The sequence below is a fragment of the Serratia sp. ASV30 genome (genome assembly GCF_016428815.1).
Taxonomy (GTDB): domain Bacteria; phylum Pseudomonadota; class Gammaproteobacteria; order Enterobacterales; family Enterobacteriaceae; genus Chania; species Chania fonticola_C.
In genome coordinates, this window is the sequence record NZ_JAELTL010000047.1 from 1 (window position 1) to 22,010 (window position 22,010).

At 53.4% G+C, this 22,010-nt stretch carries 16 protein-coding genes; 7 read left to right on the top strand and 9 right to left on the bottom strand.

What is annotated here, in order from left to right:
* The 4 genes from JHD74_RS18735 to JHD74_RS18750 form a co-directional block, all read right to left on the bottom strand.
* On the bottom strand, positions 1–1,211 hold a 1,211-nt coding region (locus JHD74_RS18735; RefSeq protein WP_199063282.1), incomplete at its 3' end, for an HlyD family efflux transporter periplasmic adaptor subunit.
* A 297-nt stretch (positions 1,212–1,508) separates the two neighbouring features.
* Positions 1,509–3,758, bottom strand: a complete 2,250-nt coding sequence (locus JHD74_RS18740; protein WP_081375841.1) for a type I secretion system permease/ATPase — start codon at positions 3,756–3,758, stop codon at positions 1,509–1,511.
* A 343-nt stretch (positions 3,759–4,101) separates the two neighbouring features.
* Complete coding sequence (locus JHD74_RS27085; RefSeq protein ID WP_081375840.1) at positions 4,102–4,278, bottom strand: IS1 family transposase; 177 nt, start codon at positions 4,276–4,278, stop codon at positions 4,102–4,104.
* Positions 4,279–4,464: 186 nt separating this feature from the next.
* A complete protein-coding gene (locus tag JHD74_RS18750) occupies positions 4,465–6,417 on the bottom strand; it encodes a bifunctional 2',3'-cyclic-nucleotide 2'-phosphodiesterase/3'-nucleotidase (RefSeq protein ID WP_074031610.1) in 1,953 nt (650 codons plus the stop codon).
* Positions 6,418–6,671: 254 nt separating this feature from the next.
* Between JHD74_RS18750 and cysQ the strand changes: the two genes are divergently transcribed.
* Entirely contained in the window at positions 6,672–7,412 is a 741-nt protein-coding gene (gene cysQ / locus JHD74_RS18755) for a 3'(2'),5'-bisphosphate nucleotidase CysQ (RefSeq protein ID WP_024529090.1), read from the top strand.
* A gap of 41 nt (positions 7,413–7,453) precedes the next feature.
* Here cysQ and JHD74_RS18760 read toward each other — a convergent pair whose 3' ends face one another.
* Positions 7,454–8,005: a YtfJ family protein gene (locus tag JHD74_RS18760; protein ID WP_024529089.1), complete on the bottom strand. Its 552-nt coding sequence runs from the start codon at positions 8,003–8,005 to the stop codon at positions 7,454–7,456.
* 330 nt (positions 8,006–8,335) lie between these two features.
* Between JHD74_RS18760 and JHD74_RS18765 the strand changes: the two genes are divergently transcribed.
* The gene (locus tag JHD74_RS18765) at positions 8,336–8,542 is read left to right on the top strand and encodes a DUF1107 domain-containing protein (RefSeq protein ID WP_021179022.1); all 207 of its coding nucleotides are present in this window, start codon (positions 8,336–8,338) and stop codon (positions 8,540–8,542) included.
* Between the two features lie 79 nt (positions 8,543–8,621).
* Here the strand turns inward: JHD74_RS18765 and JHD74_RS18770 are convergent, their stop codons facing one another.
* The gene (locus JHD74_RS18770) at positions 8,622–9,953 is read right to left on the bottom strand and encodes a hemolysin family protein (RefSeq protein ID WP_021179023.1); all 1,332 of its coding nucleotides are present in this window, start codon (positions 9,951–9,953) and stop codon (positions 8,622–8,624) included.
* A 175-nt stretch (positions 9,954–10,128) separates the two neighbouring features.
* Entirely contained in the window at positions 10,129–10,767 is a 639-nt protein-coding gene (msrA, locus tag JHD74_RS18775; protein ID WP_199063289.1) for a peptide-methionine (S)-S-oxide reductase MsrA, read from the bottom strand.
* Positions 10,768–11,056: 289 nt separating this feature from the next.
* On the opposite strand from msrA, the gene JHD74_RS18780 reads away from it, so the two are divergent.
* Genes JHD74_RS18780 through JHD74_RS18790 form a run of 3 tightly spaced genes read left to right on the top strand, consistent with a single transcriptional unit; the run spans position 11,057 to position 16,967 of the window.
* A complete protein-coding gene (locus JHD74_RS18780) occupies positions 11,057–12,793 on the top strand; it encodes an autotransporter assembly complex family protein (protein WP_024529086.1) in 1,737 nt (578 codons plus the stop codon).
* The gene (locus JHD74_RS18785) at positions 12,790–16,614 is read left to right on the top strand and encodes a translocation/assembly module TamB domain-containing protein (protein ID WP_199063283.1); all 3,825 of its coding nucleotides are present in this window, start codon (positions 12,790–12,792) and stop codon (positions 16,612–16,614) included. The genes JHD74_RS18780 and JHD74_RS18785 overlap by 4 nt, the downstream gene beginning before the upstream one ends.
* Before the next feature lie 2 nt (positions 16,615–16,616).
* The gene (locus JHD74_RS18790; protein ID WP_024483355.1) at positions 16,617–16,967 is read left to right on the top strand and encodes a gamma-glutamylcyclotransferase; all 351 of its coding nucleotides are present in this window, start codon (positions 16,617–16,619) and stop codon (positions 16,965–16,967) included.
* A 50-nt stretch (positions 16,968–17,017) separates the two neighbouring features.
* Here JHD74_RS18790 and ppa read toward each other — a convergent pair whose 3' ends face one another.
* A complete protein-coding gene (ppa, locus tag JHD74_RS18795) occupies positions 17,018–17,545 on the bottom strand; it encodes an inorganic diphosphatase (protein WP_021179028.1) in 528 nt (175 codons plus the stop codon).
* 258 nt (positions 17,546–17,803) lie between these two features.
* On the opposite strand from ppa, the gene JHD74_RS18800 reads away from it, so the two are divergent.
* Positions 17,804–19,357, top strand: coding sequence for a methyl-accepting chemotaxis protein (locus JHD74_RS18800; protein WP_199063284.1), 1,554 nt, complete (start codon positions 17,804–17,806; stop codon positions 19,355–19,357).
* 34 nt (positions 19,358–19,391) lie between these two features.
* On the opposite strand, the gene fbp is transcribed toward JHD74_RS18800, so the two are convergent.
* Positions 19,392–20,396, bottom strand: coding sequence for a class 1 fructose-bisphosphatase (gene fbp, locus JHD74_RS18805; RefSeq protein ID WP_029711176.1), 1,005 nt, complete (start codon positions 20,394–20,396; stop codon positions 19,392–19,394).
* A gap of 170 nt (positions 20,397–20,566) precedes the next feature.
* On the opposite strand from fbp, the gene mpl reads away from it, so the two are divergent.
* On the top strand, positions 20,567–21,946 hold the full coding sequence (gene mpl / locus JHD74_RS18810; RefSeq protein WP_074031606.1) for a UDP-N-acetylmuramate:L-alanyl-gamma-D-glutamyl-meso-diaminopimelate ligase: 1,380 nt from the start codon (positions 20,567–20,569) through the stop codon (positions 21,944–21,946).
* Positions 21,947–22,010: the final 64 nt, after the last annotated feature.

Genomic DNA, 22,010 nt, shown 5'->3' on the forward strand with positions numbered 1-22,010 from the left:
CCCCCCCCCCCCCCCCCCCCCCCCCCCCCCCCCCCCCCCCCCCCCCCCCCCCCCCCCCCCCCCCCCCCCCCCCCCCCCCCCCCCCCCCCCCCCCCCCCCCCCCCCCCCCCCCCCCCCCCCCCCCCAATTTTAGATGTGTATAAGAGACAGGTTTTATCGTCAACATGTAATGCTGCCTGGTTAGTACGCACATACACCCGGTAATAGGTCGAGTCCCCACGTCCAGAACGGGCTTTTTCTTCATCAACCAAGGTGTCAGAACTCAAATGTTCCACTACGCCGGTTAATCCGCCGTAAATGGCATAGTCATAAGCGGTGATTTTGACCGTGGCTGGCAAGCCCGGATGAATAAATGCCACATCGGCTGGTTTAATATGCGCCTCAACCAGTAAGTTATCCTCCAGAGGAATAATCGTCATGATTTCGGCCCCCTGCTGGATAACGCCACCGCGGGTGGTGGTGCGGATGTTATTCACCGTTCCGCGTACCGGGGCAACAATAGTGGTGCGCTGCATCACATCCTGGCGGCCACGCAAGATCTCCTCAGCCTGAGCCAGTTCTGACCCCTGCTTGTTCAACTCACTGTTGGCATCAGAGCGGAAACGGTTGGTACGTTCGGCAATCTGCAGTTGGAATTCATTCGCTTGCCTACGCAGACGCAGAATTTCTACGTCCGAAATCAGCCCTTTCTTGGCTAACGGTGCGGAAAGCTGTACTTCATTTTCCGCCAGAGACAAGCTTTTCTTCAGGGCATCGACGCTCTCATTCAGCGTTCTCAACTGGGCATTGTAGGCCTGAGTTTCATCATTCACGATACTCGGAGCCGCCAGTACCTCAGGCGGAAACACCAACGCAGTATCATATGATTGTGCGCGTAAACGCGCTATCGTTGCCTTGAGCCCCAATACTTTCGATAATGATTCACCATAGCTGGAGCCTGCACGCGTGGGATCCATCTTCAATAACACCTGTCCTTTCTCGACGATGTCACCTTCATGCACATTCAGCTCTTCCAGGATCCCCCCTTCCAAGCTCTGGATAACCTGTTCACGGCTAGCAGGAATAATCTTTCCGTCGCCACGGGTGATTTCCTCAACCCTGGCGAAATGCGCCCACACTAATGCAACGACCACCACCAGCATAATGATATAGAGCATGATCATGCTGAACGGCGTCTTTTGTGAAATTAATGCGGCCTGCAGGTCATTCATAAACCGCAGATCTTCAGGTTTAATTTTCCCACTGTGCTGATTATTTTGGTTATTCTTATTCTGAGGTCCAGTTCTGTCTGCCGCATTCACCGTGATTTTCTTTGCCTCAGTTTCTTTTACTCGCACACCATTTTTATTGCCGATATCAGCATCATTAGAAGTGGCTAATGTAATGTCATCCTTGCTCATCCGTAGTTCCTTGTTGCAGATAGCCATCGTTGTTCAAGATGCAAAAGCCAGAGCTATCTGCATCTTGAAAGCGGTTGGGTATCGCTGATTGTTGCCGCCTGATTGAAATTAGAGTTGCTGATTCTGCTGGGTAATTGCCTGGCCATTTTTCTGGCCGTTAGCACTCAGCATCGCGATGACCTGCTCTTTCGGGCCATCAGCCATGACATGTCCGTCATCCAGAACAATCAAGCGGTCAAAAATATTCAGCACTGACATGCGGTGCGTCACAATAACCAACGTTTGTCCTGCTATGGCTTTTTGCAGTTGGCGAATAAACAGGGTTTCCGTCATCGCATCCATGGAGCTGGTTGGTTCATCCATCAGCAACACTTTCGGGCGCAGTAACAGACAACGTGCCAGTGCAACCAGCTGTTTCTGCCCACCTGACAAGCCGTTACCCATTTCCCCTACCTGCATGTCGTAACCCAACGGATGCTTGGCTGCGATACGATCCAGTCCAGTCATTTGGGCAACGCGCAGAAACTCTTCTGTGCTGGCTCCTGGGTTCCCTATTGTTACGTTGAAGCGCAAGGTACCACTGAATAGCCGGCAATCCTGGCCAACATACCCGACCGCTGTACGCCAATCTGCCGGATCGACCTGTGTCGCATCAACGCCATCAATCGAGATCTGGCCGCTACGCTGCTGATAAATCCGTGCCATCACGCGTAACAGCGTCGACTTTCCACTGCCGATGCTGCCGATAATCGCAACCCGTTCACCTGCCTTGATGGAGATATTGATATTCTCAAGAATCGACGGGGGCACCATCATGCCGGGTACAGGGTAAGCAAAAGCAACCTTTTTCAGGGTCAGATTACCGTTAAATTTTGGCGTCGGCAGATAGTTGATGGCCGGATCGCGATCCGTAGGTAATGACATCAACTGATTAAGTGACTTCAACGCCGTTTTTGCATGTTGATAGCGTAGTGCCAGCCCAACCACCGCAGCCAATGGTGCCAGCGAGCGGCCAGACAGAATAACCACCCCGATCATCGACCCCATAGTGAGCTCGCCCGCATGGATCAGATAAACACCAAACACCACGATCCCTACGGTACACACCTGCTGCATAAAGGTGACAAAGTTCGAGGTCAGTGCTGAAAGGTAACGGGTTTTCATGGAAGAAGCGGCAGCCAAAGCGCTGATGTCATCCCAGCGTTTTTGCATTACGCCTTCACCCTGAGCCGCTTTCAGAGCTTCCATTCCTCCAATAGACTCAATCAACATTCCCTGTTTTTGCGAGATCTCTCGGATATTTTCATCCATATAACGACTTAACGGCCATTGGATGAGCACACTGACCAGCAAAATAATCGGTATCGCCGCCAGCGGTACTATTGCCAGTTGTCCACCAATCAGGTAAATGATGAACATAAACAGTACACAGAATGGCAGATCTGACAGGGTCGACAACGTTGCCGAGGTGGCGAAATCACGTACGGCCTCGAAATCACGCAGTTGGTTGGCGAATGTCCCTGTCGATTGTGGTTTGCTTTCCATCCGCATCGCCATGACTTTACGGAAGAGTTTTGCCCCCACAATCAGATCGGCTTTTTTCCCGGCAACATCAATTAAGTAGGTACGAACCTGCCGGGAAATGAATTCGAACACAATGGCAATCAGCACTCCAATCGCCAATGACCATAAGGTGACATAAGCTTGGGTAGGGATGACGCGATCGTAGACGTTCATCGTGAAAAATGTAGAGGCCAGTGTCAGTATGTTAGCTAACAGTGCCGCCGTTGCCGCACTGTAAAAATAGTGCCGATAGCACCAAAGCGTAGAGAACAGCCAGTGCCCTTCACGGTTGGCTTGCGGCAGAATTTCATCATCCAGATGTGCATCCAGTCTGGGCTTGGGATTCGCCACCATGGTATAGCCATTGGTTGACAACTCCGCTTCCTGAATGCTGATGGTACCGCCACTTTCAGGTACGACGACCTGATACTCATAGCTTCCGCGTTTACCCGTTCGTGCGGTGACAATACAGTAGGTCCCATCACTGCGAGCAACCACCAAAGGGAATAAATAAGAGGAAATTTTGGCAAGATCGCGTTTGATCCAACCGGCAGCGATGCCGATCTGGTCCAGCATACGCAACGCCAATTCAGGTTCCAATTTGTCACCACGTGGTAACCCTGCGTACAGCACTTCTTTACTGGCCAGCTTGTTGTAGTACTTACACAACCATTCCACAGCCCAGAGTAATGAATCTCTACCGTGGTCTTCTACATTATCGAACTCTCGCGATTGAATCGCCGGAGAATCAGGGATCTCCGCTGACTCCGGAGATACCAATAATTGCTCGCTCATAATCATTCCCTGATGTTACTTAAAGGCTGTGGTTTAGTATTCATGCTAAGCTTTAGATATATCCTAACACAAAAAATATATTAGCTACCGCAAGAAATGGAGTAAGCATTTACTTAAATTACAGGTAAGAACTAGGAAAATGCTCAGGTCGACCTTTTTTTTGTAACCAAAGGAAATGAAATTAATTAACTCATCGAGTTGAGATGATGGTTTGTGATTTATTGACAGTCAAAAAAATGAAATTGAAAGGGACTCCAAGAACCTGTCCATTAATGTTCTAGCAACAGTTTTCGGGCATTTTTTCAAGCGACTATTCGTAGCTGTAACTCATAGTTCGAGGGACTCACGTAGTCATTATTGGAATGGTGGGTAATGAGTAGAATATGTGCTTTTCGATATAGGTATCAATAATATTTCCATTCAATAGGCGCGAGTGTGAGAAGGAAATCGTTTTGCGCACCAAGCGCTTAATGCAAGCTCTTAACGTCTGGTTATTACATTCAATACTGTTAGAAAATATTGGCGTTTAGTGCTAAAAATATTTATCTAATACGGCATCTGTGGATTGCTTGCTGTAAAATATGCTAACAAATTCATTTTTCTATCCCTATTCTGTGTGGTGAGATTGTTGTTAAATATTCTACCCATCAGCTCTGTATTGAGATATGAAATGGAAAAGGCGCGTTGCTACGCGCCTAACTGAAGTTTACTTGGCTTGTAGGTCGATCTTATACAGCTCAAAGCCGATGCTGTCGTTACCTACGGACTTCATCGGGTACTGCGCGTTATCCTTAATAAATGCAGCAGCCTTCTCGTTAGGGGAGGTCTCAAAGCGGATATCCAGCGGCTGTGGGCTGTGGAAGCTGGCCAAACGCCAGTTATTGTCCGCCTGTGGATGCACCGCGCCGTGCTTCTGGGTTTCTTCGCTGATGTAGGCCGCCAATACCGCGCGGTTCTCATCCGGTGAAGCAAAGGCAATATGCTTATCGCCCGTTCCGGCAAACTTGCCGCCGTAGGCACGGTAGTTGTTGGTCGCAACCAGGAACTGGGCGTCAGGATCGATCGGCTTGCCCTTAAAGGTCAACTGCTTGATACGCTCCGCCTGGTCATTGATCAGCGTACACTCTCCGTCGTAACGTGCCGGTTGGCTGACGTCGATTTGATAATTGACGCCGTCGATCACGTCAAAATTATAGGTGCGGAAACCGTCCCAATTGATCAGCCCCTGCGGTTTGCTACTGTTAACGTCAATTTGGTTGAACTGCCCGGCGGAGCACTCCAGCCACTCTTTCACTTCCTTACCGCTGGCTTTAACCACCACCAAGGTATTCGGGTAGAGATAGAGATCGGCGGCATTGCGGAAGGTGAGCTGGCCTTTTTCCACCTCGACAAAGCTGGCGGGATCGTTCTTGCGGCCGCCCACTTTGAACGGTGCTGCAGCGGCCAATACCGGCAGATCGGCCAGATCCGGATCGCCTTGAATATAACGCTCGACGTAGGCTCTTTGCGCATTGTTGACGATCTGCACGGTAGGATCGTCCTGGATCAGGGCCAGATAGCTGTACATATTGCCGTCGGACTTGCCGATAGGCTTGCTGACGAACTCACGCGTTCCCTTATGATCTTCCTCTAACACCTTGACCAGCGCGGGATCTTCCGCTGCCAACGAACGCTTGTTCTCTTTGTCATAAACCGGCCTGGCTTGCGCCTTCGCTGCGGTAACCTTCCAATTTCCCTCATCGTTATTCAATTGCAGATCCACGATGCCGAGATGATCGCCCCATTGGCCGGGCATCACCGCAGGTACGCCGTTCAGCAGGCCTTTATCGATATCCGCGCCTTTGATATTGGCGAAATCCTTGCTGGGGAACACCGCGTGCGCATGGCCGAACATGATGGCATCGATGCCTGGAACCTGGCTGAGGTAGTACACCGAGTTTTCCGCCATGGCCTTATAGGGATCGCTGGAAAGGCCAGAGTGGGGGATCGCGACGACCAGATCGGCACCTTGTTTGCGCATTTCCGGTACATAGCGTTTGGCGGTTTCGGTGATGTCGTTTACGGTCACTTTCCCCTGCAGGTTGGCTTTGTCCCACACCAGGATCTGCGGCGGCACGAAGCCGATATAGCCGATACGTAAAGTATGAGCTTGGCCATCACGGTCTTTTACCGGGGTATCGACAATAATGTAGGGAGTGAACAACGGTTTTTGCGTGGTGGCATCAATAACGTTGGCGTTGACGTAGGGGAATTTGGCACCGGCCAGGGCATTCTTCAGATAGTCGAGCCCGTAGTTGAACTCGTGATTACCGATATTGCCCACCACATAATCCAGGGTATTCATCGCCTTGTAGACCGGGTGGGTATCGCCAGGTTTCAAGCCCTTGGCGGCCATATAGTCAGCCATTGGGCTGCCCTGGATGATGTCACCGTTATCGACCAGCACGCTGTTGGTCACCTGCTGGCGAGCGTGTTGGATCAGGCTGGCGGTGCGCACCAGGCCGAATTTATCGGTGGGCTTATCCTTGTAATAGTCGAAGTCCATCATATTGCCGTGCAGATCGCTGGTTTCCAGCACGCGCAGGTCAACCGTGGCTGCCTGCGTTGAGGCGCAAACCAGCAGGGCCAGGGCAGATAGTCCCAAAGGGCGCTTGATCATGGTTATCTCCATTGGATTAATCTTAGAGTGGCATCTCAAAGGGGTATGTAATTACCACTCTCTTTATCAGCAAACTGTGAAGTCTGGCATAAATTGGCCGAATGTAACGGACAGATATGCAAAGTTGTGACAGAGAAGACTTGAATAAATACCGCAGCTTAGCGAGTTGAGATGGATATTCCGCCCAAAAAAAACTAGGCTGCAAGCTATAGAAAGGGGAAATGTCCCACGGAACTTAATGTCTGAGGTGCACTATGTTGGAGCAGATTTGCCAGCTGTCCCGCGAGGCGGGTACGGCGATCATGGCGGTATATCATGGTGAACAACCGCTTGATGTGGCGCAGAAAAAAGATGATTCACCGGTGACTGCCGCGGATTTGGCCGCGCACCATATTATCAAACGAGGTCTGGCGGCACTGACGCCGGAGATCCCACTGCTCTCAGAGGAAGACCCTCCTGCCTGGGAAGTCCGCCGTAACTGGACGCGTTACTGGCTGGTCGATCCGTTGGACGGTACCAAAGAGTTTTTAAACCGTAACGGTGAGTTCACGGTCAATATCGCGCTGATCGAAGAGGGTGAGGCGGTAATGGGAGTGGTCTATGCTCCGGCGATGGACGTGCTGTATCTGGCCGAACGCGGCAAGGCCTGGAAGGAAGAGGGGGGCCGACGTCGTGAGATTAGCGTCAGTAATGCCGAGCTACCGTTGGTAGTGGTCAGCCGCTCTCATAGTGATGAGGAATTACAGGATTATCTGCAACAGTTGGGCGCACACCAAACCATCTCTGTAGGTTCGTCACTGAAGTTCTGCCTGGTGGCGGAAGGGCGGGCGCAGCTTTACCCACGGTTTGGGCCAACCAATATCTGGGATACGGCGGCAGGGCACGCGGTAGCGGTAGCAGCCGGGGCTCAGATCCACGATTGGCAGGGCAAGCCGCTGTTATACACCCCGCGTGAGTCTTTCCTGAACCCTGGCTTTAGGGTTTCTCTGTTTTAGGCTGCGCACCGCGTATCGCCGTGCGGGACGCCGTTTAAGCGCTATTTCAGCAACTGGTGCAGCATCTCCATCACCTGCTGCACCTCTTGCGGCGTCAGTGCGCCATCTTTGGCAAACTGGATCTTGCCTTCTTTATCGAGCACCACAATTGCCGAGCCTTTTGGTTGCAGGTCCCAGGCTTTTTTGACGTTGCCATTACTGTCGACAATGAACTGCGACCAAGGGAACTCTTTCTTGCTGTCTTCAATACTGTTACGCACAAAGATGGCGGTGCCGATGATGGCGTCGTCGGTATTGACGATGGTCGTCGTTTGGTAACGATCATGCGGTAGCTTAGCGGCTTTGATGGCTTCAATCAGCGGATCGTTGAGCTCTTTGGCCGAAGTGCGGCCAGCAATATGTTGCACCACTCGCACTTTTCCACTGAGCTGCGCGCTATTCCAACCTTTGTAGCTAAACTTATTATCAACATAGTCCAACTCACCTTTATCGCTGACGCCGATAGGTGCCACGCGCTGGTGGAGCTGAAGGTTGTGAGCAGAGGCCAACATCGGGGCCAACAGCAGCGATATTATCAGCATGCTATTTTTCATGCGTTCTCCTGCAGAGGGAAATAAGTCTCAATATGACTCAAGGTGATTAAAGCATAGGTGCTCATCCGAGGTCTGTCCTGTTAACCGGATCGCAGTTTTTCCTTCTGGAGACAATTACGCGCTTTTTGAATGGATATACTGCAAAGGTTATAAATAGGTATACACAATTCTGTCAGCAAGTGTAAATCCAGGATAGAAATCCAGGCGAAGTTGAACGAAATGGTCTTTACTCAGTCTACTAGAAAGCAATCAAGTTGCGCTCCGAATGTCGAGGTGGCCGCTTTGGCCGCTCGCTGAGCGCATGGATCCAATGGGAGGAGAGTAACAACTATGAGAATCTTCCAGCGTTATAACCCACTGAAAGTGGCTACGTATGTAAAAACCCTGTTCCGGGGGCGGCTGTACATCAAGGATGTGGGGGCGTTCGAATTCGACAAGGGGAAAATCCTGTTGCCGAAGGTTCGTGACAAACGCCACTTCAATGTGATGTCAGAAGTTAACCGGCAGGTGTTGTTACTGCAGGCCGAAATGGGCTAAAGCGCGATGTATGGAGTACCTGCAAAGCAAAGTAACTGCGGCCCCTTAGGGGCCGCTAATGTTTCTACCGCAGGAGAATTTAGGCCTGAGGTGTTTCATCTGGGGCTTTTGGTAGCACTGTGATCGGTTTGTCGACCAGCCTGGTGACCAATAGCTGATCAATTTTGTAGCTGTCGATATCCACCACTTCAAACTTGTACCCGGCATATTTTACAAAGTCGGTACGTTTCGGGATTTTGCGCAGCATGTACATCATAAAGCCGCCAATGGTTTCGTAGTTGCCAGCCTGTGGGAACTCATCGATATGCAGTACACGCATCACGTCTTCGATTGGCGTCCCACCTTCAATCAGCCACGAGTTCTCATCACGCGTCACGATCTGCTCTTCCTGGCCTTGGCCTACCAGGTCACCCATCAGCGTGGTCATCACATCGTTCAGCGTAATAATCCCGACCACCAAAGCATATTCATTGAGGATCACCGCAAAGTCCTCACCCGCGGTTTTAAAGCTTTCCAGCGCTTCTGACAGGGTCAACGTATCCGGCACGATCAGCGCCGAGCGGATCTGCACACCGCTGCTCAGTACCAGGCTCTGGTTGCCCAAAACGCGGTTCAGCAGGTCTTTGGAGTCAACATAGCCAACGACCTGATCGATATGGCCGTCGCACACCAGGAACTTGGAATGCGGGTGAGTGGAGATCTTTTCTTTAATACTGTCTTCGCTTTCCCGCAGGTCGAAGTAAATCACGCTTTCGCGGGACGTCATTGAAGAGGGCACGGTGCGCGATTCCAACTCGAAGACGTTTTCAATCAGCTCATGTTCCTGTTTACGCAGTACCCCGGCCAGCGCGCCAGCTTCCACCACCGCGTAAATATCTTCGGAGGTGATGTCGTCTTTACGCATCATCGGCAGCTTGAACATGCGGAAAATCAGGTTGGCCATGCCGTTGAAGAACCAGACCAGCGGGCGGAACAGCATGATCGAGAAACGCATCGGGTTGATGATCCGGACGGCAACCGTCTCTGGTGCAATCATACCGATGCGCTTCGGCGTTAAATCCGCGAACAGGATGAACATGCTGGTCACCATCACAAACGAGCACATAAAGCTTACCTGTTCGGAAATCTCGGGTGACAGAAAACGGTCGAAAATCAATTTGAAACTGGGGGAGAAGGCTGCATCGCCAACGATACCGCCGAGGATGGCCACGGCGTTGAGGCCGATTTGCACCACGGTAAAGAAAATACCCGGGGTTTCCTGCAGCTTAAGGACCCTGGCGGCATTGATGTTACCTTCATCAGCCATCAGTTTGAGTTTGATCTTGCGTGACGCAGCCAGAGAGATTTCTGAAAGCGAGAAAAACGCACTCACTGCGATCAGAAAAAGAATCAGTAAAATACTGTTTAACATAGTCTATCCATTCGTACCGACGGGATGTCGGCGATCTTTCGGAGGGGTAATACCGTTTAAAAAGGTGGATCCAAGGTGCGTTATATCACGCGCCCACAAAAGCGGGCCGCAAACGCGGCCCAACACAGTATAGCAGTTGCCCCGTGAGGGCCGCCAGTGGTTAAAAATTAACAGCTTAACCCTGTGGCGGCAGGCACACCCCAATGCCGCCCAGGCCACAATAGCCGCCTGGATTCTTATGCAGGTATTGTTGGTGGTCATCTTCTGCATAGTAGAAAGGCAGTGCCGGTGCGATTTCAGTGGTGATGGTGCGCTGATCGCCCGCTTTATCCATCGCCTGTTGGAATGCTTGCAGGCTTTGCTCCGCTTCGGCCTGTTGTTCTGCATCCAGGTAGTAAATAGCAGAGCGGTATTGGGTACCGATATCCCCGCCCTGACGCATGCCCTGCGCAGGATCGTGGTTTTCCCAGAATACCTGTAACAGTTGGCGATAGCTGATGACCTGCGGGTCAAAGACTACGCGTACCACTTCGGCATGCCCAGTCTGGCCGCTGCATACCTCGCGATAGGTTGGATTTGGCGTATAGCCACCGCTGTAACCTGCGGCAGTGCTATAAATCCCCGGCTGCTGCCAAAACAGGCGTTCAACGCCCCAAAAGCAGCCCATGCCGAAGATGGCCGTTGCCATCCCCTCGGGTACGAAGGTCATGGAATGGCCGGTCACCTCGTTAAGCGCAGCGACGGGCATTGGCGTTGTACGGCCAGGAAGCGCACTTGCCTTATCGATGTTGTGAGACTTATCAAAAGATTGCATCATGTTTGACTCCCATTGCCATAATAAGAATTAGCCTAATAGGGACGCGTGTCAGTTGTAACTGGCCGCTTCTTTGCCCACAATAAGCCCTATCTAAGGTTTATGTATCAGCTTAACGCAGTATTTTGAGCGCCAAAAGCTAAGAATGCGTCTTGTTTTCGGTAACGGTCGATGCCGCATGGGCCGCGTCTGGGATCTAAAGGTAAGGGGGGCAGTCTGATAGCGCAGCACCGCCCCAGCACCAGAGCAAAGGTACTGACAGGACAGAAAAATCAATTAAGGAGCACCTGTGCCACGATATCGTGTCCTTTGCATGTTATGTGCGCTATTCGTTACGCCGTCGGTGTTAGCAGCGAATGTGCGGCTGCAGGTTGACGGCCTGAGTGGGGATTTGGAGCGCAACGTTCGTGTGCGCCTTTCGGCGATCACGCCGGAAGAGGTTAATGCCGAAGGGCGTTTTCGCGCTCGGGTGGATGCTGCCATCCGCCTGGGGTTGCGGCCGTTGGGCTATTATCAGCCTACGATTGAATTCACCTTTGATGATAACCCGAAGCTTTCGCGGCCGGTATTGATCGCCAAGGTCGATCCGGGTGAACCGGTGCGTATTGCAGGTGTGGATATCCAGCTGCAAGGCGGGGCCAGAACCGACGAAGATTACCTGAATCTGGTCAGAACCGATCGCCCAACGATTGGCGAGATCCTCAACCATGGTCAGTTCGACAGTTTTAAAAGTTCGCTGACCAACCTGGCGCTGCGTAAAGGCTATTTTGATGCTCAAATGCTCAAGAGCCAACTTGGCGTGGCGGAAGAGTTGCATAAGGCGTTCTGGGACATTGATTTCGACAGTGGTGAGCGCTATCACTTCGGCAAAGTGATTTTCAAGGGCTCGCAAATCCGCGAGGACTATCTGCAAAATCTGCTTCCCTTCCATCAGGGGGATTATTACAGCTCGAACGATCTTGCCGAACTTAACCGCCGTTTATCTGCCACCAACTGGTTCAACTCGGTGGTGGTGTCTCCAGACTTTACCGATTCTAAAGAGAGCAAGATCCTGCCGTTAGATGCGGTGGTGACGCCACGAAGCAGCAATATCGTGGAGCTAGGTGGTGGTTTTTCTACCGACATTGGCCCGCGTGTACGGGGAACCTGGCGTAAGCCCTGGCTGAACGATCGGGGCCACAGCCTGACCACCACCGCCAGTATTTCCGCGCCAGAGCAGCAGTTGGATCTGACCTACAAAATCCCGTTGCTGCGTAGCCCGCTGGAACAGTATTACCTGTTGCAGGCCGGTTTCAAACGTACGGACCTGAACGATACTCAATCTGACAGTACCAAGGTCGTGGCTTCTCGTAACTGGGATCTTTCCAGCGGTTGGCAGCGTGCGATCAACCTCAGCTGGCGTCTGGACCACTTTACCCAAGGTACCGTCACCAATACCACCATGCTGCTTTATCCTGGTGTGTCCATCAACCGTACGCGTTCACGCGGTGGCCTGATGCCGGTATGGGGCGATAGCCAGCGCTACTCCATTGACGTGTCGGATACCACTTGGGGCTCCGGGGTCGATTTTGCGCTACTGCAGGCGCAGAACGTCTGGATCCGCACCTTGGGCGAGAAAAACCGCTTTGTGGTCCGTGGCCAGGTCGGCTGGATCGAAACCAACGATTTTGACAAGGTGCCGCCGGATTTGCGCTTCTTCGCCGGTGGCGATCGCAGTATCCGTGGTTATAAATTCCAGGGCATTTCCCCGCGTGGAGATGATGGTAAGCTGACCGGTGCCTCTAAAATGGTGACGGGGTCGCTTGAGTATCAATATAACGTCACCGGCCGTTGGTGGGGGGCGATGTTTGTGGATTCCGGGCAGGCGGTCAATAAATTCTCAGACAGCGATTTCAAGACGGGGGCGGGCGTCGGCGTGCGCTGGCAGTCGCCGGTAGGGCCGGTGAAACTGGATATCGCCGCGCCGGTTGGGGATAAAGAGACCCACGGCCTACAGTTTTATATCGGTTTGGGGCCTGAACTATGAGCCTGATAAAAAAGATTTGTCTGGGATTTTTGATCCTGCTGTTGCTGCTGATCGGCACGTTGGCGTTTTTGCTTGGCACCACGACCGGCTTGCATATGGTAATCAACGGGGCTGCCCGCTGGGTACCCGGGTTAGAAATTGCGGAGGTCAGTGGTGGCTGGCGCGATCTGACCCTGAAAGGCGTGAAGTATCAGATGCCGGGCGTGGCGGTTAACGCCGGGCAGTTCCATCTCTCGCTCGATCTCTCCTGTTTTAAACGCAGTTCATTGTGTGTCAATGCGCTGACCGCACAGGATGTTGATGTGGTGGTGAAAACCGCCGAAATGGCGCCTTCTGTGCCGGTTGAGGAAAGCAGTGAACCGATCGGCGATCTCAGCACGCCTTATCCCATTACCCTGCGTAAGCTGGCGTTGAATAACGTCAAGCTTACCGTGGACGACACGGCGATCTCGCTGGGGGAATTCAGCACTGGTGCACAGTGGCAGGAACGTGCGTTGACGTTGATGCCAACTACGGTTCGCGCTTTGCTGGTCGCCTTGCCAAAAACGCCGGTCAATCCTTTACCGGAGGCGCTGCAGCCAGCTGCGGAGAAAGTGGCGGACAAGTTGGCAGAGAAAACGCCGGTTGTGCCAGCATTGGTGCCACCGCCAGTGGAAGAGAAACCGTTGGGCGAAACCCTGAAGGCGCTGTTTGCCAAACCGCTGCTGCCGGATCTGCCAGAAATTCGTCTGCCGCTTGATATTACCGTTGAGGAAATCAACGGCGAGCAGCTACATCTGACCGGGGACACTGAGGTGTCGATCACCCGCTTGCAGCTGCAGGCCAGCACCAAAGATCAGCACATTCAGTTGGATCGCTTTGACGTGAGATCGCCGCAAGGCATGATTTCCGCCAAAGGGCAGGCAACGCTGACCGGCAGTTGGCCGGTGGAGATGGTGGCCAACAGCACGCTGAATATCGATCCGCTGAAAGGCGAGAAGATGAAGCTGAATGTGTCTGGTGGGCTTCGTGAAGAGCTGAAAGTAGCGCTTAACCTGTCTGGCCCTGTTGGTGCGCAGCTGGATGTGCAAACCCAGTTGGCAGAGGTGGGGTTGCCCTTGGCGTTGACGCTGCAAAGCAAACAGCTGAAATGGCCGCTGACCGGCGAGGCGCAGTATCAGGTTAATGACTTCCGCCTGCGCTTTAACGGCAAGGCCGCGGATTATGCGTTATCTACCCGCGCCAATTTCAAAGGCCAGGATCTGCCACCAGCAGTGCTACAGCTGGATGGTAAAGGTAACCTTGAACAGTTCAGGCTCGAGCGCTTGCGGTTGGTTGCGCTGGAGGGGAATACCGATCTGACGGCGCTGGTGGACTGGAGTAAAGCGATCAGTTGGACATCACAACTGACGCTTTCAGGCATTAATACCGCCAAGCAATGGCCGGAATGGCCAGCGCGCTTGGAAGGGAAAATCACTACTCGTGGCAGCCTGCACGGCGGCAGTTGGCAATTACAGGTACCGGTGCTGCAGCTTGACGGCAATGTGAAACAAAACAAGGTATCGGCACGTGGTTCCCTGCGTGGCAATGCGGCCGGGCAGTGGACGATCCCAGGTATCGATCTGGCGTTAGGGCGCAATACGCTGAACGTCAAAGGCCAGTTGGATGAGAAAAGCTGGGTGCTGGATGCCAATGTTGATGCAGCACATCTCGATGGCGCTTTGCCTGGCCTTGCTGGGAATGTCCGCGGGCAGTTGAAACTGCGCGGGAATATGCAGGCACCACAGTTATTGGCAGACCTGACCGCGACAGGCCTGCAATGGCAGGCGCTGCACATCAATCGGATTAAGGTCAACGGCGATGTCCGTTCCAGCGATCAGATCCAGGGGCAGCTGGCGGTACGGGTTGAACAGCTCAAACAGGATACGTTGCAGGTCAATCTGTTGACGTTGGATGCCAAAGGCAGCGAGCGCCAACATCGGTTGCAATTGAATATCGATGGCAAGCCAGTCTCCGGGCAATTGGCGCTGGAGGGCAGCTTTGATCGCCAGCAACAACGCTGGCGAGGCAACCTGAACAACACTCGCTTTGATACGCCGGTAGGCGAATGGCGTCTTAGCCGTGCCATCGCGTTGGATTACCTGAATACGCAACAGAAGATCAGCGTAGGACCGCATTGCTGGGTGAACCCGAATGCCGAGCTGTGCGTTCCTAGAACCATCGAGGCGGGGGCTAGCGGCCAGGCCAGCGTAGTACTCAACCGCTTTGACCTGGCGATGATCAAACCGTTCCTCGGGCCGGATACCTCCATGAACGGGGTCTTTACTGGTCGAGCTGACGTGAGTTGGCAACCGGGGGGCGCATTGCCACAGGCGAAGGTTTCACTAGTGGGCAAAGGGGTGAAAGTGGTGCAGCAGGTGCAAGGCAACGCATTGCCGATTGCCTTTGACACGCTAAACCTCAATGCAGGTCTGAACAATGGCCGGGCGCAGGCAGACTGGCTGATCAAGCTGACCAATAACGGCCAGTTTAACGGCAACGTTCAGATCGCCGATCCGCAGGTACGCCGCACTATCAGCGGCAACGTAAATATCACCAATGTGTCGCTGGCGCTGCTTAACCCGATACTGACGCAGGGCGAGAAAGCTGCGGGGATGCTGAATGCCAACCTGCAATTAGGCGGTAATGCGCAGAATCCGCTGGTGTTTGGCCGTCTGGCGTTGGATAAGGTGGCGATCGTTGGCCACTGGATGCCGTTTGATATGACCGAAGGCCGCCTGGCGATGAACTTCAACGGGATGACCTCGACCCTAGAAGGATTGCTGGCGACCACTCATGGGCAGCTCAACCTTGCCGGGGATGCCGACTGGCGGGATATCAATGCCTGGCGTGCACGTATTGCAGCCAAGGGCGATCGGCTACGGGTGACCCTGCCGCCAATGATACGTATTGATGTTTCGCCGGATGTGGTATTTGAAGCCACGCCGCAGCTGTTCTCACTCAACGGTAGCGTAGCTATCCCTTGGGCGCGCATCACGGTGCAGGAGCTACCAGAAAGTGCGGTCGGAGTTTCTCCTGATGAAGTGATGTTGAATAACCAGCTCAAGCCGATCCAACCGGCGACGGCAGGGATCCCGATCAACAGTAACCTGACGATCCGCGTGGGTAACGACGTGCGTCTGGATGCATTTGGTCTGAAAGCCAGCCTGCGTGGCGATCTGCGTGTGGCACAGGACCGAAATGGTCTGGGGGTGCATGGCCAGATTAATATTCCATCGGGGCGCTTCCATGCTTATGGTCAGGATCTGCTCGTGCGCAAAGGCCAACTGATCTTCTCTGGGCCACCGGATCAACCGCTGCTGAATATTGAGGCGATCCGTAATCCGGACGCTACGGAAAATGATGTGACCGCCGGTGTCCGCGTGACCGGCATGGCCGATGCGCCAAGGTTGGAAGTGTTCTCCGATCCGGTCATGTCTCAGCAAGAAGCGCTGTCTTACCTGCTGCGCGGCCAGGGATTAGGGGCTGGCGGTGCCGATGGCAACGCCATGACCTCAATGTTAATTGGCATGGGGGTTGCACAAAGTGGTCAACTTGTGGGTAAAATCGGTGAGGCGTTTGGCGTAAGTAATCTGGCCCTGGATACCGAGGGAGTTGGCGACAGCTCTCAGGTAGTGGTGAGCGGCTATGTCCTCCCTGGCTTACAAGTAAAATATGGGGTGGGGATCTTCGACTCATTGGCCACGCTGACGTTGCGATACCGCCTGATGCCTAGGTTGTATCTGGAAGCGGTGTCTGGTCTCGACCAGGCACTGGATGTGCTCTATCAGTTTGAGTTTTAGCTATGCGAATAATTGTCTACGGCAGTTTACGACGCAAACAGGGAAACAGCCATTGGATGACCAACGCCCAATGGTTGGGTGAACATGAGTTAGAAGGCTACCAGCTGTATAATCTGGGCCACTACCCGGCGGCGATCCCTGGAGAGGGCACGGTACACTGCGAAGTGTATCGTATTAACTCATCGATTCTGGCCGAGCTGGACGAGTTGAAAAGTAATACCAAAGACTACAAGCGCGAGCTGATCCGTACGCCTTATGGCAGTGCGTGGATCTACCTGTATAGACACAGCGTGGACGGTTTCCCGCGGATTGAAAGCGGTGACTGGCTGAAGCGTCTTGACGAAAAGCAGTAAAAAAAACACCGCTCATTTGGGCGGTGTTTTTTTATCAGTTCGGGCGAGACTTACTTCTTGGCGCGCTCGAAAGAGGCAACGATCTCAGCTTTGGCTGCGGCAGCGTCTGCCCAACCTTCTACTTTGACCCATTTGCCTTTTTCCAGATCTTTGTAGTGTTCAAAGAAGTGGCTGATCTGCGCTTTCAGCAGTTCTGGCAGGTCGTTCACATCTTTAATGTGATCGTACTCTTTGGTCAGTTTGCTGTGCGGTACGGCAATCAGTTTGGCATCTTCACCGGCTTCGTCGGTCATTTTCAGCACGCCAACTGGGCGGCAGCGGATCACAGAGCCTGGTTGCAGTGGGTATGGGGTCGGCACCAACACGTCTACCGGATCACCATCCAGTGACAGGGTGTGGTTGATGTAACCGTAGTTGCACGGGTAGAACATCGCCGTGGACATGAAACGGTCAACGAACAGCGAGCCGGTTTCCTTGTCGATTTCGTATTTGATTGGATCGGCGTTAGCCGGGATTTCGATAACTACGTAGATGTCTTCTGGCAGGTCTTTGCCAGCAGGGACCAGGTTCAAGCTCATGTCGGTTTCCTTTAATCAAACCAGAAATGGAGTGGCGGCTATTATAGCGGAGTCTTTTGTGATTTCCCGCCCTTTTCATCATTGAGCTGCTGCCTGGTCGATAACAGCAACTTTTCCAGATTAATCCCTTAATGATTGAAGTTTACTCCCCGGCTGCCGATAACTTCCTCAAATAATAACGGTCCAGCAGCTAGCTGAGCCTGCCTTCTTGCCTCCTCTACATCTGAAGCTACTTTTTTCTAAAGCCGGGAAACACTCATGTTAAAGAAGATCACCGTTAAGGCCGGGCTGATTGCCCTGTTGAGCCTGATGACGTTGCTGTTGATTGTTGTCAGTATCATCGGGGTTAAAGCCATTAACGACGGAACACGCTCGCTACAGACTCTGAACCAGATCCTGGGGGAAGAACTGGGTTCGTTGGCCAACAGTTCCAACCTGGCGCTACGGGCCAGAACGGCGGCCTCGCTTGCAGTACGCCAGCGCGAGATTGGTCAAATTGAGGTTGCTGACGCCTCGGTGGGGCGTATTTATGGCTATCTGGAACAGTCGAAAAAGGAAATGGCGCGCTTTGTCGACGTGGGAACGGTGACCGAACGGGGTCGCCAATTCTCAATGCGGATGCAGGAGAGCTATCGCGCCTATCTGGAGCAAGGTATTGCGCCCATGGCGGCAGCGATAAAGGCGGGGAAGTTGGATGACTATTACGCCATTCAAGAAAATCATATCTCTAAGCTGAGCATTGCTTTTGAAGCCGACCTCAGTGAGTTCCGCGCGTTTGCCATGGAGATTGGCCAGCAGCATGCGCATGAGGCAGAAAGTAATGCCAGCACCAAGATTATCCTGATCGTTGCGGCTGGGCTACTCAGCGTGTTACTGGCGGTGTTGGCCTGGTTTGCTATGTGTGTGATCTTGCTGCGCCCGTTAGATGAGTCGATCGTCCAATTGGAGCATATCGCCGCCGGAGATCTGACCCACGAAATCAGCGGTGAAGGTGATACCGAAATGGGGCGCTTGGTGAGTGCCATGCAGCGTATGCAGCAGTCGCTGGTGATGTCGGTCAGTAAGGTCCGCGATGCCAGCAGCCAGATCGATACCGGCTCCCGCGAGTTGGCTGCGGGTAACCTTCATCTGGCGCAGCGTACGGAGGAATCGGCCGCTTCGCTGGAGCAAACCGCAGCCAGCATGGAGCAGTTGACCTCTACGGTGAAAATGAATGCTGAAAACTGTGAACAGGCTAACCAGTTGGCAATGAGCGTCTCCGATATTGCCGAGCAGGGCAGTGACGTGGTCAGCCAGGTGATGAACAAGATGCAGGCCATTACCGATAGCTCCCGACGGATTGCCGACATCATCAGCGTGATGGACGGTATCTCCTTCCAGACCAATATTCTGGCGCTTAACGCGGCGGTAGAGGCGGCACGTGCTGGTGAGCAAGGTCGAGGTTTTGCTGTGGTGGCCGGTGAGGTACGCAGCCTGGCCCAACGTAGTGCGCAATCGGCAAAAGAGATCAAAGGGCTGATCGAAGTGTCACAACACCGCGTGCGGGAAGGTGAACAGATGGCGGCTACGGCGGCGAAGACCATGAACGGAATAACCGGGGAAGTCGGGCGCGTCACGGCGCTGATGCGTGAAATCTCTGCGGCCACTCGCGAGCAAAGCAGTGGTATCGAACAGGTCAACCAGGCGGTAGTGCAAATGGATCAGGTGGCACAACAGAATGCGGCGCTGGTGGAAGAGTCAGCGGCGGCAACTCGCTCTTTGGAAGAGCAGGCGCAGCTATTGGCACAGAGTATGGCTGTGTTCAAACTGTGATGTGAAGGGGCGGCATGCCGCCCCTTTTATAGCGTTACTGGTCCGGGAAATCAGCAATAAAGCGTTCGGCGTCTTCTACCATCGATTTGGTGCCGACGAAGAATGGCGCACGTTGGTGCAGTTGTTGCGGCACGATATCCAGAATGCGGTTTTTGCCATCGCTGGCTTTACCCCCGGCCTGTTCAGCCAGGAACGCCATCGGGTTGCATTCATACAGCAGACGCAGCTTGCCCTGTGGGTGGCTGGCGGTGCTTGGGTAGATATAGATGCCGCCTTTGAGCAGGTTACGGTGGAAGTCGGCAACCAGTGAACCGATATAGCGTGAGGTATAAGGGCGCTGGGTGGCTTCATCCTGCTCTTGGCAGTATTTGATGTATTTCTTCACCCCGAGCGGGAACTTGATGTAGTTACCTTCGTTGATGGAATACATATTGGCTTTTTCCGGGAAGCGCACTTTCTCGTGGGAGAGGCAGAACACCCCCAGAGACGGATCGTAGGTGAAGGCATGTACGCCATAACCGGTGGTGTAAACCAGCATGGTGGAGGAGCCATAAACCACATATCCGGCCGCTACCTGTGCATGGCCAGGCTGCAGGAAATCTTCTTCGGTGACTGGCGTGCCAATCGGGGTGATGCGGCGATAGATAGAGAAGATCGTCCCGACCGAGACGTTCACATCAATGTTGGACGAGCCGTCCAACGGATCCATTAGCACCACATACTTGCCATTCTCAGCTCGCTCGCCGTCGAAAATCACGATCTCGTCTTCTTCTTCCGAAGCGATGCCCGCAACTTCACCACGAGCCTTCAACGCGGCTTTCAGCTTTTCGTTCGCGAACAGGTCCAGCTTCATCTGAACTTCGCCCTGAACGTTTGAAATGCCGTTAGTCCCCAAGATATCAACTAAACCCGCTTTGTTGATATCACGGTGAATGATCTTGGCACCCAGTTTGATGGCAGAAAGCAATGAGGTCAGCTCACCGGTGGCGTGAGAGAAGTCGTGTTGTTTCTCGACGATAAATTCGCCTAACGTTTTCATGACACAATCCCTGAATCTACGGATGGATAGCGGCTTGTTAACATACCGCCAACGTTTTCGTCAGCAGTGTAGCCCAAAGCAACTTGCGATTCATAGGCAAATCCATTTCTTCTGAGCGATTCTGAGCGCTAGAATAGGCAGTAAATCGATGCACTAAAATGAGAAACCTAATGCGCATACATATTCTTGGGATCTGCGGCACCTTTATGGGTGGGCTAGCCATGTTGGCTCGTTCACTGGGGCACGAGGTGACCGGTTCAGATGCCAACGTCTATCCTCCGATGAGCACCTTACTGGAAAAGCAGGGGATCGATCTGATCCAGGGTTACGATCCTGCCCAGTTGGATCCGGCTCCGGATCTGGTGATTATCGGCAATGCCATGAGCCGTGGTAATCCGTGCGTAGAAGCGGTATTGGAACAGAGCATTCCTTACATGTCTGGTCCTCAGTGGTTGCATGATTATGTCCTGCGCGATCGCTGGGTGCTGGCGGTAGCGGGAACACACGGTAAAACCACCACTGCCGGGATGGCGACCTGGATCCTGGAAGCCTGCGGCTATCAGCCGGGTTTCGTGATCGGCGGCGTACCGGGTAATTTTGAAGTCTCGGCCCGTCTTGGCGGCAGCCCGTTCTTTGTCATCGAAGCCGATGAGTATGACTGTGCCTTCTTCGACAAACGCTCCAAGTTCGTTCATTACTGCCCACGCACGTTGATCATGAACAACCTCGAGTTCGATCATGCCGATATCTTTGACGATCTGAAAGCCATCCAGAAACAGTTCCACCACCTGGTGCGCCTGGTGCCGGGCCAAGGCAAGATCATCCTGCCGGAAAACGATACCCATCTGAAACAGGTGATGGCGATGGGATGCTGGAGCGAACAGGAATGGGTCGGGGAAGGGGGCGCGTGGCGTGCACACAAACTGACGACAGATGCCAGCCATTACGAAGTGTTCCTCAACGGCGAGAAGGTGGGTGAGGTTAACTGGGCGCTGGTGGGCGAACACAACATGCATAACGGCCTGATGGCGATCGCCGCCACCCGCCATGTTGGCGTGCAGCCAGCCGATGCTTGTCGAGCGCTGGGTGACTTTATCAATGCCCGCCGCCGTCTGGAATTGCGTGGTGAAGCCAATGGCGTCACGGTGTATGACGACTTTGCCCATCATCCGACCGCCATCTTGGCTACCTTGGCGGCACTGCGTGGCAAAGTGGGCGGCACCGCACGCATCCTGGCCGTGCTGGAGCCTCGCTCAAACACCATGAAAATGGGGATCAGCAAAAACGATCTGGCGCCCTCACTTGGCCGTGCCGACGAAGTGTTCCTGTTCCAGCCTCACCACATTCCTTGGCAGGTAGCGGAAGTTGCCGAAGCTTGCGTCCAGCCCGCGCACTGGAGTGCCGATCTGGATACGCTGGTGGAGATGATTGTGAAAACCGCGCAGCCGGGTGACCATATTCTGGTGATGAGCAACGGCGGGTTTGGCGGCATTCATGACAAACTACTGGCAGGGCTGGCTAACAAGGCCGAACCGAAAGAAACCTACTGACGTTTAGCTAAACGGGCGCCGCATGCGGCGACCCTAGCAATATGAGGCCGCTGATGCGGCCTTT

Excerpts from the sequence above, each read along its gene's own strand:
- fbp (WP_029711176.1), bottom strand. The coding sequence starts at position 20,396 with ATGAAAACGTTAGGCGAATTTATCGTCGAGAAACAACACGACTTCTCT.
- JHD74_RS18770 (WP_021179023.1), bottom strand. The coding sequence starts at position 9,953 with ATGTTAAACAGTATTTTACTGATTCTTTTTCTGATCGCAGTGAGTGCG.
- JHD74_RS18790 (WP_024483355.1), top strand. The coding sequence starts at position 16,617 with ATGCGAATAATTGTCTACGGCAGTTTACGACGCAAACAGGGAAACAGC.
- cysQ (WP_024529090.1), top strand. The coding sequence starts at position 6,672 with ATGTTGGAGCAGATTTGCCAGCTGTCCCGCGAGGCGGGTACGGCGATC.
- JHD74_RS18800 (WP_199063284.1), top strand. The coding sequence starts at position 17,804 with ATGTTAAAGAAGATCACCGTTAAGGCCGGGCTGATTGCCCTGTTGAGC.
- ppa (WP_021179028.1), bottom strand. The coding sequence starts at position 17,545 with ATGAGCTTGAACCTGGTCCCTGCTGGCAAAGACCTGCCAGAAGACATC.
- JHD74_RS18785 (WP_199063283.1), top strand. The coding sequence starts at position 12,790 with ATGAGCCTGATAAAAAAGATTTGTCTGGGATTTTTGATCCTGCTGTTG.
- JHD74_RS18760 (WP_024529089.1), bottom strand. The coding sequence starts at position 8,005 with ATGAAAAATAGCATGCTGATAATATCGCTGCTGTTGGCCCCGATGTTG.
- JHD74_RS18740 (WP_081375841.1), bottom strand. The coding sequence starts at position 3,758 with ATGAGCGAGCAATTATTGGTATCTCCGGAGTCAGCGGAGATCCCTGAT.
- mpl (WP_074031606.1), top strand. The coding sequence starts at position 20,567 with ATGCGCATACATATTCTTGGGATCTGCGGCACCTTTATGGGTGGGCTA.
- JHD74_RS18750 (WP_074031610.1), bottom strand. The coding sequence starts at position 6,417 with ATGATCAAGCGCCCTTTGGGACTATCTGCCCTGGCCCTGCTGGTTTGC.
- msrA (WP_199063289.1), bottom strand. The coding sequence starts at position 10,767 with ATGCAATCTTTTGATAAGTCTCACAACATCGATAAGGCAAGTGCGCTT.
- JHD74_RS18765 (WP_021179022.1), top strand. The coding sequence starts at position 8,336 with ATGAGAATCTTCCAGCGTTATAACCCACTGAAAGTGGCTACGTATGTA.